A 13,174-nucleotide genomic window follows, 5' to 3' on the forward strand; every position below is an offset into this window, starting at 1 on the left:
CGCTAAAACGGCTCGTTGCCGCGCCGGCGAAACCAGCCCGTGAGGGACAGCCGCTCACGCGTCGCCGGCAGGACTTCGTGGGGCACCTCGCCCGACAGGAACACCACCAGGCAACCGCCGTTGGGCTCTACGTCGTACTCTGCGCCGTCCTTGAGGTACATGCGCAATTGGCCGCCGTGTTCGGGCAGCCAGGCGTCATTCAAGTAGACCACTGCCGAGACCATGCGCCGGTCATCGTCGCGGAAGCGGTCCACATGTTTTAGGTAGAACGCCCCGGGCGGGTACATCGCGAAGTGGCTTTCGAAATCCTCGAGGCCCAGGAACAGGTCGCGATTCATCGCCTGGCGCAGGCTGTCCATCAAGCCCATGTAGGTGCCGCAGACAGCAGCATCACCCTCTTCCAGCCACTGGATGTGATCACCGCGAATCCCCTCGCGGATCTCCTGGGCCGGGCCGCGCCCGACCGCAGCCGGCGCCAGCTCACCCTCGGCTTTACGTTTACGGCACTCAGCCGCCAATTCCAGGGTCAGAGCCTGGGGCAGGAAGCCGTCCTGCCGGGACCAGCCTTTTTCGGCGAGGTCGTCGACAATACGTTGCAACAGCGAGTGATCGAGGGGAATTTGCATGGCGCGCATAGTATCCATACGCCTGTGAATCCGACAGAGCCGCCGAGCGTCTGAATACACTTTAGTCAGGTGACCGATAGGATTTCTCGACAAATCCTACGCCCGACACGGACAATAGTGGCCGACTGACAGGAGTCCATATGCGTCGTTTGTTTTTTTCCGTGCTGATGTTCTGCGTTTTGCCCGCTTGGGCAGACGGCCATGACCAGTTGTACAAGGTCGCCGGCTGGGCCGAACAACGTGCGCATTTCAATGACGCCCTGAGTGCCGCCCAGCAACGCTACCGCAATAGCCTGCCGCCAGCGGTGTACCAAGCGTTGGTGGACAACAGCAATAAACGCTTCGCCGCCCAGGCCGTGGACCAGCGTGCCGAGGCGCAGCTGCGCAAGAACCTGGCGGACCCCAAGCCTGCCCTGGCGTTTTTCCAGTCGCCCCTGGGCCGCAAGATTGTCGCCGCCGAGCTGCTCGCCACCCGCCGCGACCAACTGGCAAAGAACGCCCAAGGCCTGCCGAAAATCGAAGCCGACGCCACCCGCAGCCTGATCATCGGTCACCTGGCCCAGGCGCTGCCAGCTCGCGAAGCGGGCGCAGAAGTCAGCCTGGCGATTGCCGGGGTGGCGGCCGACAGCCTGAGCCAGATGATCCCTGGCCTGCTGGGGGGCGGTCAGGCCCAAGGCATGTTGAATGGTCAGCGCGAGCGGTTGATGCAGCAGATCGACAAGGATCTGAACAACACGCTGCTGTACGTCTATCGGGATTTGTCTGACCCGGAGCTGGAAGAATTCGCCACGTTTGCCGAGTCACCGGACGGCAAGGCGTATTACCAGGCGGCGTTGGCGGCCATCCGCGCAGGGTTGGCGGTCGGCCAAAGCACCTCAAGCCTGTCGCAATAACCTTCCTTGTAGGAGCTGGCTTGCCAGCGATGGCGGCCTCAAGACGTGCGACACATCTGATGCCGCCATCGCCGGCAAGCCGGCTCCTAAACAGGGGCGGTGTTATTTCAGATGGGCTGTTAGATACCGGAAGTACTCTTCTCGAATTTCCGGAATTTCATTGGCCAGGTGGTGCCTGCCACGCGGCAGCATCAGCACCTCAGGCTGGTCAAACTTGCCCCGCAGCACCAACAGGTTGTGCTGCCAGTCCACCGTCATGTCTTCCTCCCCCTGGATAATCACCGGCCGCCGCGAACTGCGCGGTGCGGCTTCGATGCGTTTGATCCAGCGGGCGAGCGCGCCCACCCAGGCGGTGGGCAGTTGGCGCGGCTGCAGCGGGTCGGCTTCCAGGAACGGCTTGAACGCGGGGTCGTTGGTGTTCTCGCTGAACCGCCGCGCAATGCCTTTTACAAACGGGCGCAGCAGGTAGTAGCTAACCTGCGACCAGCCCCACGCACGCGGCCGCACCAGCGGCGACAGCAGGAAGGTCTTGCCCTGGGCCGGGCTGTCGGCGCCGTGGTTGAGGAGGTGATCCACCACCACCGCCCCGCCGGTGCTTTGCCCGAACAGGTGCCAGGGCTGGGGCAATTGCAGTGCTGATGCCTGGGCGAACAGCGCCTGGACCACGTCCTGATACACCGAGAAATCCTCGATGCTGGCCCGCGCGCCACTGGACAGGCCATGGCCCGGCAGGTCGCAGGCGATCACCACGAAGCCCTGGTCCAGCGCCCAGTCCACCACGTTGCGGTACAGCCCCATGTGGTCATAGAAACCGTGGAACAGGAACATCGTCGCCACCGGCGCCTTTGGCCACCAGACCTGCGCCACCACCTCAAAACCGTCGACCTCGAAGCGCCCCAGGCGGCTCACCGCAGGCACCGTGCGCTTGGCCAGGTCCAGCCCGTAGAAACGCTGGTAGACCCGCGCCTCGGCACTCAGCGGTTGCGCATCCACCAGGGGGCGCAAGCTGTCGCGCAGATGATCGGGGTCAAAGGTGACGGGCATAAAGGGTTCCAGACTGACGGCGAAGATGAATATCGAGCTGCGATATTCATCTGTCAGGACAAGCATGGCAAGCTACGCGACCTTCGAGGATTGATCTGAATGCGACAGCCTTACCGTACCGCCTTGTTCGCCAGCCTGATCCTGATCATCTGCGCCGGCGTGCTGTGGGCAGCCTACGACTGGTTCCAGGGCCGCTACCTGCGGGCCTTCAGCGAGCACACGGCGGTGTTTTCCGGTGACGCCCTGCGCCTGCCCGCCGAGCTGAGCGGCCCGGGCCCGATCCGCCTGGTGCACTTCTGGGACCCGGCCTGCCCGTGCAATGTTGGCAACCAGCAACACCTGGGCGAGCTGATCGAGCAATACGCGCCCCACGGCGTCGAGTTCTACGCCCTGCAAAAAGCCGGCAGCCACGGCAAGCTGCCCGACAACCTGCGCCAGATGAAAACCCTCACCGCCCTGTCCGGCGCCGACCAAGTACCCGCCAGCCCCGCCGTGGGCATTTGGGACCGCAGCGGCAAGCTCGCGTATTTCGGGCCCTACAGCGAAGGGCTGACGTGCAATTCCAGCAACAGTTTTATCGAGCCGATCCTCAAGGCCCTTGAAGCCGGACGCGAGGTGAATGCCACGCACACCCTGGCGGTGGGCTGCTATTGTTCGTGGCCTAAGGATCTGTAGCCCGTTACCCCACTCTTGGTAAGGAATGTTCATGAAGCGCGTCTTGCAGGTTTTCGCGGTTCTGGTGGTGCTGCTCGCCCTCGCGGGCGGCTGGTACGTCTACAGCAAGCAACCCACCCGCCAGGGCACGGTCACGCTGGCCGGCCTGCAAGGCTCGGTCACGGTGCGCTACGACGACCGTGGCGTGCCGCATATCCGCGCCGAGAACGAGACCGACCTGTACCGCGCTTTGGGTTATGTGCACGCCCAGGACCGCCTGTTCCAGATGGAAATCATGCGGCGCCTGGCCCGTGGCGAACTGGCCGAAGTGCTCGGGCCCAAACTGCTGGACACCGACAAGCTGTTCCGCAGCCTGCGCATTCGCGAACGCGCCTTGAGTTACGTGGAACAGCTGGACCACGACTCGCCTGCGTGGAAAGCGCTGCAAGCCTACCTGGACGGCATCAACCAGTATCAGGACAGCCACGCCAGCCCCATGGAATTCGACGTGCTGGGCATCCCCAAGCGGCCGTTTACCGCTGAAGACACCATCAGCGTCGCCGGCTACATGGCCTACAGCTTTGCCGCCGCCTTTCGCACCGAACCCCTGCTGACTTACGTACGCGACCAGCTGGGCAGCGACTACCTGAAAGTCTTCGACCTGGACTGGCAACCCAAGGGCGCCCTGAACCTGGCTGCCAGCGACTGGCAAAACCTCGGCGCCCTGGCCTCCCTCAGCGAGCAGGCCCTGGCCGAAAATGGCTTGCCGCAGTTCGAAGGCAGCAACGCCTGGGCCATCAGCGGCAGCCGCACCAAGAGCGGCAAGCCGTTGCTGGCGGGTGACCCGCACATTCGCTTCTCGGTGCCGTCGGTGTGGTACGAGGCGCAACTGTCGGCGCCGGGGTTTGAGTTGTACGGCTATCACAACGCGCTGGTGCCGGTGGCGTTCCTGGGGCACAACCTGGACTTCGGTTGGAGCCTGACCATGTTCCAGAACGACGACCTCGACCTGATCGCCGAGAAGGTCAACCCGGACAACCCCAACCAGGTCTGGTACCACGACCAATGGGTGAACATGACCACCAGCGAGCAGCAGATCGCCGTGAAAGGCCAGGCACCGGTGACCATCACCCTGCGCCAGTCGCCCCACGGCCCGATCGTCAACGACGTGCTGGGTGAGAACGCCGGCAAGACGCCGATTGCCATGTGGTGGGCCTTCCTCGACACGCAGAACCCGATCCTCGAAGGGTTCTACCAGCTCAACCGTGCCGACACCCTGGCCAAGGCTCGGGCGGCAGCGGCCAAAGTGTCTGCGCCGGGCCTGAACATCGTCTGGGCAAACGCCAAGGGCGATATCGGCTGGTGGGCGGCGGCGCAGTTGCCGATTCGCCCGGCGGGCGCCAATGCAGGGTTTATCCTCGACGGCAGCACCGCCCAGGCCGACAAGCTGGGCTTCTACCCCTTCAGCGCCAACCCCCAGGAAGAAAACCCGGCGCGCGGTTATGTGGTGTCGGCCAATGCCCAGCCGGTCTCGCCCACGGGCATGGAGATTCCCGGCTATTACAACCTGCCTGATCGTGGTCAGCAGTTGAATGCGCAGTTGAGCGACAAGAGCGTGAAGTGGGACGTGAACAACAGCCAGGCATTGCAGCTGGGCACCACCACCGCCTACGGCCCTCGCTTGCTGGCGCCGCTGTTGCCGGTATTGCGCGACGTGGTCAAGGACCCGGCACAGCTCAAGCTGGTGGAGCAACTGGCCGCCTGGAAAGGTGACTACCCGCTGGACTCCACCAGTGCCACGCTGTTCAACCAGTTCCTGTTCAACCTCACCGACGCCGCCTTCCATCCCAAGCTTGGCGACGCCCTGTTCAAGACCCTGCTCGGCACCCGCGTAATCGACGCCGCCCTGCCGCGCCTGGCGGCCACGCCGGATTCGCCGTGGTGGGATGGCAAGCGCGCCGACACCGTCAAGCTCGCCTGGGACAACAGCCTGGCACACCTCAAAGCCACCTTTGGCGATGACCCAACCCAGTGGCAATGGGGCAAGGCGCACACCCTGACCCACGGCCACCCGCTGGGCATGCAGAAGCCGTTGGACAAGGTGTTCAACGTTGGCCCGTTCCCTGCGCCGGGCACTCACGAAGTGCCCAACAACCAATCCGCGATGATCGGCCCGGCGCCGTGGCCCGTGACCTACGGCCCGTCGACCCGCCGCCTGATCGACTTCGCCGACCCGGCCCACGCCCTCACCATCAACCCGGTGGGGCAAAGCGGCGTGCCGTTTGATGCACATTATGGGGATCAGGCGGAGACGTACATCGAAGGGGGGTATGAGCAAGCGCATTTCAGTGATGAGGAAGTGACGGCGAATACGCGCGGCACCCTGAAATTGCTGCCTGCCCGATAACCGTAAACACTGTAGGAGCCGGCTTGCAGGCGATGGCGGTATGTCAGTCACACCGCTATCGCCGGCAAGCCGGCTCCTACAGGTGATCGGCGTTTGAACGCAGTCGCCCCGGCGCCTCGCCGTAGGTCTCCTTGAATTTCTTGCTGAACGCCGCCTGGGACTGGTAACCCACCTGGGCGGCGATATCCAGCAGGCTCAGGCGCGATTGGCGCAGCAGGTTGTACGCCAGCTCCATGCGCAACTGCGTCAACAGCAGCCACGGCGAGACACCCGCGACTTTCACAAAAGCCCGCATGAAGGTCGCCCGCGACATCGTTGCCACGGCCGCCAGATTGTCGATGGTCCATTCATGCCCAGGCTCGGCCAGCATCGCTTGCCACGCCTTGCTCAGGCGCTTGTCAGCCAACAGCGCAAACGTACCAGCGACCGGCGCCTGGCGGTTCAGCCAGGTGCGCAGGATGAGGGTGAAGAGCGCCGATGACAGCGCATCGATAAAGGTTCGTGCGCCCAGCTGCTGCCCGTCCGCTTCACTGCGCATCAGGGCGATAAGCGCCGCCAGTTGCCCATCGCCCTGCCACTCGCGGCTGGATACCACCAGGTATTCCGGCAACGCACCGAACAGCAACGACTGGCGGTTGTAGTGAAAGGAGCCACACAGCATATCGATGTCCGGCTGGTTGCCGCCCAGGCGATGCACCTTGAGCAGCCCGCCGTCGATCACCTGAGGCTGGCTCGGCGCACGCCGCGCGCCCTGGCTGCGCAGCAAGTGAGTGGCGCCACCGGGCATCAACAGGATATCGCCGGGTTCCAGGGTCACCTGCTGGCCGCCCGACAACTCGGCCCGGCAGGTGCCGCTGAGCACGATGTGGTAAGGCGCCACGCCCAACGCTTCCGGCGCGTGGTCCATGGCCCAGTCGCCCTGGAACTGGCACCGCAGGTCCAGGCTGCCGCGCAGGTTGGCCAGCGCGATGAGGGTGTCGATCGAATTCATTTGCGAACATCGGTCAAAAAGATGAGCGGATTGAACAATAACGCCAACCCCGAACGGCACACACTGGCTTCACACCCAACCCGTTCAGGAGTTACCGCAATGTTCAATAACTGGTCCGACTTGCTGCCTACCGTGAAGAAAGCCTTTGGCGCGCTGGGCAAGAGCAACCCGAAGATGGTCAAAGCCTACATGGCGCTGGGCGAAGCTGCCGAGGAAAACAACGTCCTCGACGCCAAGACCCGTGAGCTGATCTCCATCGCCGTGGCCATCACCACCCGCTGCGACGGCTGCATCGGTGTGCATGCGGATGCGGCAATCAAGGCCGGCGCCACCCGTGAAGAAGTCGCTGCGACCCTGGCAACCGCCATCTCGCTGAACGCCGGTGCTGCGTACATCTACTCGCTGCGCGCCCTGGAAGCCTACGACACCCTCAAACCGGCGCCGCAAAGTTGAGCCGAAACTGTTGCGGCGTCACGCCCAGCCGGCGATTGAACACACTGCGCATGTGCTGGGCGTCGCGAAAGCCGCACTGATAGGCCACGGTCTTGAGCGGTGCGGGGCTGCTTTCGAGCATCACCCGCGCCGCATCCACCCTCGCCCGCTCGACGAACTCGGCGGGCGTTATCCGCGCTTCCCGGGCGAACACCCGGGAGAAGTTGCGCGCACTCATGTTGGCCGCCTTGGCCAAGTCCGCAATGGTCAGGTCCCCCGTCAGGTTCGCCAGCACGTACAACTGCACCAAAGCCACCGCCGAGGTGGTTTCGGCGTGGGGCGTGAGGAACGGGCTGAACTGCGACTGCCCGCCCGAACGCTGGGTGAACACCACCAGGCGCTTGGCCACGCTCAGCGCGACTTCCGGGCCGTGGTCCTGGGCCAGCAAATACAGCGACAAGTCGATACCTGCCGTGACGCCCGCCGAGGTGTAGAGGTTGCCGTCCTGCACGTAGAGGCGATCGGCCTCGACCTGGGCCGTGGGACACAGGCGCGCCAGGTCAGCGGCGTCGTTCCAGTGGGTGGTGACAGTTTTGCCGTCGAGCAGCCCAGCGCGGGCGAGCATGAAGGCGCCGTTGCAGATCGAGCCAAAACGCTGCGCTCGGGCGGTGGCGCCGCGCAACCAGTCATCGAACTCGGCACCGAAATCTTCGAACGGCAGTTGCGGGCCGCCCGCCACCAGCAGCAGGTCGTAGGCCTGCAGGGCTTCGCTGTAATGCCGGTGGGCCTGCAATGACAAACCGTTGGACGCGGCCAGGCTGCCGCGGCCGAAGCCGATCACTTCCAGCCGGTAGTGATCCTGGGGCGGCAAAAAGCGGTTGGCTTCGCAGAACACATCCAGGGGGCCGGTCACGTCCAGTGACTGGACGCCGGGGAAGATCAGGATGGCGACGGTTCTATGCATGGCGAAACCTTATGACTGGCGGACACGAAACCCTGTGGGAGCTGGCTTGCCTGCGATGCAGACACCTCGGTGTATCAGGTATACCGAGGTGATGCTATCGCAGGCAAGCCAGCTCCCACATTTGATCGTGTACGCCCATGGCGCGATATGAAGGCAGGTTGGCCGGGATCGCGCCCTCGCGGCGATAGCCCCTTCGCGGGCGCGCGACCAGACTGGACTCATCGGCGCCACCCCCGGCGCTTCTTGAGGAGAACGACCATGAGCACCACCATCGCCGGCATCCAGATCCCGGACAGCGCCCTGGCCAGGGCCACTACCGAATACATCCGCGACGTCGAATCGGACCTGCTGTACCACCACTCCCGTCGGGTGTTCCTGTTCGGTGCCTTGAGCGGTGAGCGCAAGCAACTGGCCTACAACCCGGAGCTGCTGTACGTCGGCGCAATGTTCCATGACCTGGGCCTGGTCGAAGGTCATCGCAGTGACAACGAACGCTTCGAAGTGGACGGCGCCAATGCGGCGGCAGCATTCCTCAAGCCTTACGGGCTGAGCGATGACGATATCGAACAGGTGTGGCTGTCCATCGCCCTGCACACCACGCCGGGTGTGCCACAACATTTGCGCCCCACCGTGGCACTGGTGACGGCGGGCGTGGAAATGGACGTGCTGGGCATGGACTACGCCGCGTTTTCCAGCGTGCAGCGCGAAGCGGTGGTGCATGCGCATCCACGGGGTGAAGGGTTCAAGGAGTGCATCATCTGCGCGTTCGCCGACGGCCTGCGCCATCGCCCGCAGACCACGTTTGGCAACGTGAAGACGGATGTGCTGGTGGATCAGGAGCCAGGGTTCAAGCCGATGAACTTTGTGGAGGTGATTCGCAAGTCGCCTTGGGTTGCCTGAAACACAACCCCATAAACACCACAAAACCACTGTGGGAGCTGGCTTGCCTGCGATGAGGCCGTGCCAGTCGACTCATCTGTCGACTGATACACCGCTATCGCAGGCAAGCCAGCTCCCACATTTTTTTACCACGTTGCGCCAGTTAGACCGGTGCAGGCGCGCGTCGCTTGTCGGGCTGTTGCCAGCCGTCCGCCGCCGCTTCTTCGATGGCTTGCTGGATCGCTTTCTTGCGCATCTCTTCGGCACGGCGGCTGAAGAACCACACCAGGAAAGTCACCAGCGACACCGCCAGCAGGATCAGGCTGGCCACGGCGTTGATCTCGGGTTTAACCCCCAGGCGCACCGCCGAGAACACTTCCATCGGCAAGGTGGTCGAGCCTGGGCCCGACACGAAGCTGGCCAGTACCAGGTCATCGAGGGACAGTGCGAACGACATCATGCCGCCTGCCGCCAACGATGGCGCGATCATCGGGATGGTGATCAGGAAGAACACCTTCCACGGCCGCGCACCCAGGTCCATGGCTGCTTCTTCGATCGACAGGTCCAGCTCACGCAAGCGTGCCGACACCACCACCGCCACATACGCTGCACAGAAGGTGGTGTGGGCGATCCAGATGGTGACGATGCCACGTTCCTGGGGCCAACCAATCATTTGCGCCATGGCCACGAACAGCAGCAGCAGCGACAGACCGGTGATCACTTCTGGCATGACCAGCGGCGCGGTGACCAGGCCGCCGAACAGCGTGCGGCCCTTGAAGTGGCTGATGCGCGTCAGCACGAAGGCCGCCAACGTACCCAGCGCCACCGCGGCCACCGCCGTGTAGCAGGCGATTTCCAGGGAGCGGGCCACCGAGCCCATCAACTGGGTGTTGTCCAGCAGGCCCACGTACCACTTCACCGACCAACCGCCCCACACGGTCACCAGCTTGGATTCGTTGAACGAGTAGATCACCAGGATCAGCATCGGCAGGTAGATAAACAACAACCCCGCCACCAGCATGAAGCTTGAGAAACTGACGCGCTTCATATCTTGCCCTCCATCTCTTTGGCTTGGCTGCGGTTGAACAGGATGATCGGCACGATCAGGATCGCCAGCATCACCACCGCCAGGGCAGACGCCACCGGCCAGTCACGGTTGTTGAAGAATTCTTGCCACAACACTTTACCGATCATCAGGGTTTCCGGGCCGCCGAGCAGCTCAGGAATCACGAACTCACCCACGACCGGGATAAACACCAGCATGCAGCCGGCGATGATGCCGTTCTTGGACAGCGGCACGGTGATTTTCCAGAAGCTGTTGAAGGTGCTCGAACCCAGGTCGGACGCGGCTTCCAGCAGGCTCTGGTCGTGTTTCACCAGGTTGGCGTACAGCGGCAGGATCATGAACGGCAGGTACGAGTAGACCACGCCGATATACACCGCGATGTTGGTGTTGAGGATCTGCAGCGGCTCGTTGATCAACCCCATGGACATCAGGAAGCCGTTGAGCAAGCCGTTGTTGCTGAGGATACCCATCCACGCATACACGCGGATCAGGATCGCGGTCCAGGTCGGCATCATGATCAGCAGCACCAGCACGGTCTGCATCTCTTTGCGCGCACTGGCAATGGCGTAGGCCATCGGATAGCCGATCAGCAGGCACAGCAGCGTGCTGAAAAACGCCATCTTCAGCGAGCCCAGGTAGGCGGCGATGTACAACTCGTCGTCGCCCAGCATCGCGTAGTTGGCCAGGTTGAGCACCAACTGCAGTTTCTGCTCAACGAAGGTGTAGATCTCGGTGTAAGGCGGGATCGCGACGTCGGCTTCGGCAAAGCTGATCTTCAAGACGATGAAGAACGGCAGCATGAAGAACAGGAACAGCCAGAGGAAAGGGATCCCGATGACCACATGCCGGCCACCGGGTGTTATTCGTTGCAGCTGACGCTTGAGCTTCTTCATGTTCATGAGCGAAGTACCACGCCGCTGTCGTCTTCCCACCACACGTACACCTGGTCACCCCAGGTTGGGCGTTGGCCACGGCGCTCGGCATTGGCCACGAACGACTGCACCAGCTTGCCGCTGGGCAGTTCCACGTAGAACACCGAGTGGCCACCCAGGTAGGCGATGTCGTGCACCTTGCCGCTGGACCAGTTGTGCTCGCAGGTCGGCATTTCGGTGGTCACCAGCAGCTTTTCAGGGCGGATGGCGTAGGTCACCGACTTGTCTTCCACGGCAGTGGCAATGCCGTAGCCCACGTAGATGTCGCGGTCCAGGTCCGGGCACTTGAGTACCGCGTGGCCTTCGGCGTCGTCCACCACCTGGGTGTCGAAGATGTTGACGTTGCCGATGAACTCGCACACCAGGCGGCTGGTGGGGGTTTCGTAGATGTCGATCGGGCTGCCGATCTGGGCGATCCAGCCCAGGTGCATGATCGCGATGCGCTCGGCCATGGTCATGGCCTCTTCCTGGTCGTGGGTCACCATCACGCAGGTCACGCCCACGCGCTCGATGATCTCGACCAGCTCCAGCTGCATCTGCGAACGCAGCTTCTTGTCGAGGGCGCCCATGGGCTCATCGAGCAGCAGCAGTTTCGGGCGCTTGGCCAGGGAGCGCGCCAGGGCCACACGCTGGCGCTGGCCACCGGACAACTGGTGCGGCTTGCGCTTGGCGAACTGGCTCATCTGCACCAGCTTGAGCATCTCGGCCACACGGGCATCGATCTCGGCCTTGGGGATCTTGTCCTGTTGCAGGCCGAAGGCGATGTTCTGCGCCACGGTCATGTGCGGGAACAGGGCGTAGGACTGGAACATCATGTTGATCGGCCGCTCGTAGGGAGGCATGTCGGTGATGTCCACACCGTCGAGGTAGATGCGACCTTCCGTTGGGCGCTCGAAGCCTGCGAGCATGCGCAGCAAGGTGGATTTGCCCGAACCCGAACCGCCGAGCAAGGCGAAGATCTCGCCTTTCTTGATTTCCAGGGACACATCGTCCACGGCAATCGTCTCGTCGAACTTCTTCGTGACCCGGTCGATTTTGACCAACACCTTTTTCGGTGTCTGGTCGCCCTCGAGGGCTTTCTTATAGGCGCCGGAGGCAACTGCCATTTACGAAACTCCCAACAAAAAATTCTGTGCGCCCGAGGCGGGCGAACCTTGGATAGTTTGAGCCTTACTTGCCCGTCTTGACCTTGGTCCAGCTACGGGTCATTAAACGTTGCACTTTCGGGGGTAACTCGAAGTTGACGAATGTCCGATCGAGAACCGCCTGCGGTGGGTAAACCGCTGCGTCGGTGCGTATCGATTGCTCCATCAGTTTGTCCGCCCCAGGGTTAGGGTTGGCGTAACCGACTTGATCACTGACCTGAGCGATCACCTCAGGTTTCAGCAAATAGTTGATGAAGGCGTGGGCCTCTTTGACGTTGGCTGCGTCCGCCGGGATCGCCAGCACGTCAAACCACAGGTTGCCGCCCTCTTTCGGAATCACGTAGGCGATGTTCACGCCTTTGCCCGCCTCAGCCGCACGGGCCTTGGCCTGGAACACATCACCGGAGAACCCTGCCGCCACGCAAATGTTGCCGTTGGCCAGGTCCGAGATGTATTTGGACGAATGGAAGTAGGTCACGTAGGGCCGCACTTTGAGCAGCTTCTCTTCGGCCTTCTTGTAGTCTTCGGGGTTGGTGCTGTTGGGGTTCAGGCCCATGTAGTTGAGCACCGCCGGCAGCATTTCATCGGCCGAGTCCATGAACGACACGCCGCAACTGGCCAGCTTCTTCATGTTCTCCGGCTCGAACAGCACGGCCCAGGAGTCGATATGGTCGACGCCCAGCACTTCCTTCACTTTATCGACGTTGTAACCAATGCCATTGGTGCCCCACAGGTACGGCACGGCGTATTGATTACCCGGGTCGTTCTTTTCCAGGCGCTTGAGCAGCACCGGGTCCAGGTTGGAATAGTTGGTCAGCAATGAACGGTCCAGCTTCTGGAACGCCCCGGCCTTGATCTGCTTGCCGAGGAAGTGGTTGGACGGCACGACCACGTCGTAACCGGTGCGACCGGCCAACAACTTGCCTTCCAGGGTTTCGTTGGAATCAAACACGTCATACACAGGCTTGATGCCGGTGGCCTTTTCGAAGTTGGCCAGGGTGTCGGGGCCAATGTAGTCCGACCAGTTATAAATATGCACAGTCGGTGCGGCCTGCACGCTCAACGCCAGCGTGATACCTGCGCCCACCAGCAAGGCTTTGCGAAATAAAGAAATTGGCAAGTGGAGGTCCTCTTAAATAGT

General features: G+C 62.6%; 13 protein-coding genes. 5 read left to right on the top strand and 8 right to left on the bottom strand.

Features of this window, described 5'->3' with window-relative positions; all coding sequences use genetic code 11:
- Nucleotides 1–2 precede the first annotated feature (2 nt).
- On the bottom strand, nt 3–635 hold the full coding sequence (locus AC07OV_RS23705; RefSeq protein ID WP_495093105.1) for a 2OG-Fe(II) oxygenase: 633 nt from the start codon (nt 633–635) through the stop codon (nt 3–5).
- Nucleotides 636–766: 131 nt separating this feature from the next.
- Between AC07OV_RS23705 and AC07OV_RS23710 the strand changes: the two genes are divergently transcribed.
- Entirely contained in the window at nt 767–1,519 is a 753-nt protein-coding gene (locus AC07OV_RS23710; RefSeq protein WP_495093100.1) for a DUF2059 domain-containing protein, read from the top strand.
- A gap of 102 nt (nt 1,520–1,621) precedes the next feature.
- Here the strand turns inward: AC07OV_RS23710 and bipL are convergent, their stop codons facing one another.
- On the bottom strand, nt 1,622–2,563 hold the full coding sequence (bipL, locus tag AC07OV_RS23715; RefSeq protein ID WP_495093101.1) for a phospholipase BipL: 942 nt from the start codon (nt 2,561–2,563) through the stop codon (nt 1,622–1,624).
- Nucleotides 2,564–2,662: 99 nt separating this feature from the next.
- Here bipL and AC07OV_RS23720 point away from each other — a divergent pair, with 99 nt between their 5' ends.
- Nucleotides 2,663–3,238, top strand: a complete 576-nt coding sequence (locus tag AC07OV_RS23720; protein WP_494996266.1) for a DUF6436 domain-containing protein — start codon at nt 2,663–2,665, stop codon at nt 3,236–3,238.
- A 31-nt stretch (nt 3,239–3,269) separates the two neighbouring features.
- A complete protein-coding gene (locus tag AC07OV_RS23725) occupies nt 3,270–5,624 on the top strand; it encodes a penicillin acylase family protein (protein ID WP_494996267.1) in 2,355 nt (784 codons plus the stop codon).
- A gap of 76 nt (nt 5,625–5,700) precedes the next feature.
- On the opposite strand, the gene AC07OV_RS23730 is transcribed toward AC07OV_RS23725, so the two are convergent.
- Nucleotides 5,701–6,615 (bottom strand): AraC family transcriptional regulator, encoded by a 915-nt coding sequence (locus AC07OV_RS23730; RefSeq protein WP_176996828.1) that lies wholly within the window; start codon nt 6,613–6,615, stop codon nt 5,701–5,703.
- A gap of 99 nt (nt 6,616–6,714) precedes the next feature.
- Here AC07OV_RS23730 and AC07OV_RS23735 point away from each other — a divergent pair, with 99 nt between their 5' ends.
- On the top strand, nt 6,715–7,068 hold the full coding sequence (locus AC07OV_RS23735; RefSeq protein ID WP_016973032.1) for a carboxymuconolactone decarboxylase family protein: 354 nt from the start codon (nt 6,715–6,717) through the stop codon (nt 7,066–7,068).
- Here the strand turns inward: AC07OV_RS23735 and AC07OV_RS23740 are convergent.
- Nucleotides 7,046–8,011: a GlxA family transcriptional regulator gene (locus tag AC07OV_RS23740; RefSeq protein WP_495093102.1), complete on the bottom strand. Its 966-nt coding sequence runs from the start codon at nt 8,009–8,011 to the stop codon at nt 7,046–7,048. The genes AC07OV_RS23735 and AC07OV_RS23740 overlap by 23 nt on opposite strands.
- Nucleotides 8,012–8,269: 258 nt before the next feature.
- Here AC07OV_RS23740 and AC07OV_RS23745 point away from each other — a divergent pair, with 258 nt between their 5' ends.
- A complete protein-coding gene (locus AC07OV_RS23745; protein WP_495093103.1) occupies nt 8,270–8,911 on the top strand; it encodes an HD domain-containing protein in 642 nt (213 codons plus the stop codon).
- 142 nt (nt 8,912–9,053) lie between these two features.
- On the opposite strand, the gene AC07OV_RS23750 is transcribed toward AC07OV_RS23745, so the two are convergent.
- The 4 genes from AC07OV_RS23750 to AC07OV_RS23765 all read right to left on the bottom strand — a co-directional run bounded on the left by AC07OV_RS23750 (nt 9,054) and on the right by AC07OV_RS23765 (nt 13,153).
- Complete coding sequence (locus AC07OV_RS23750) at nt 9,054–9,938, bottom strand: ABC transporter permease subunit (protein WP_176996831.1); 885 nt, start codon at nt 9,936–9,938, stop codon at nt 9,054–9,056.
- Nucleotides 9,935–10,855 carry an ABC transporter permease subunit gene (locus tag AC07OV_RS23755; RefSeq protein ID WP_176996832.1) on the bottom strand — a complete coding sequence of 307 codons (921 nt, stop codon included), beginning with the start codon at nt 10,853–10,855 and terminating at the stop codon, nt 9,935–9,937. The genes AC07OV_RS23750 and AC07OV_RS23755 overlap by 4 nt, the downstream gene beginning before the upstream one ends.
- Entirely contained in the window at nt 10,852–11,994 is a 1,143-nt protein-coding gene (locus tag AC07OV_RS23760; RefSeq protein ID WP_176996833.1) for an ABC transporter ATP-binding protein, read from the bottom strand. Before AC07OV_RS23760 ends, AC07OV_RS23755 begins: the two co-directional genes overlap by 4 nt.
- Before the next feature lie 64 nt (nt 11,995–12,058).
- The gene (locus AC07OV_RS23765; protein WP_176996834.1) at nt 12,059–13,153 is read right to left on the bottom strand and encodes a polyamine ABC transporter substrate-binding protein; all 1,095 of its coding nucleotides are present in this window, start codon (nt 13,151–13,153) and stop codon (nt 12,059–12,061) included.
- Between the last annotated feature and the right edge of the window lie 21 nt (nt 13,154–13,174).

Source organism: Pseudomonas sp. GW821-FHT09A09 (assembly GCF_059418405.1).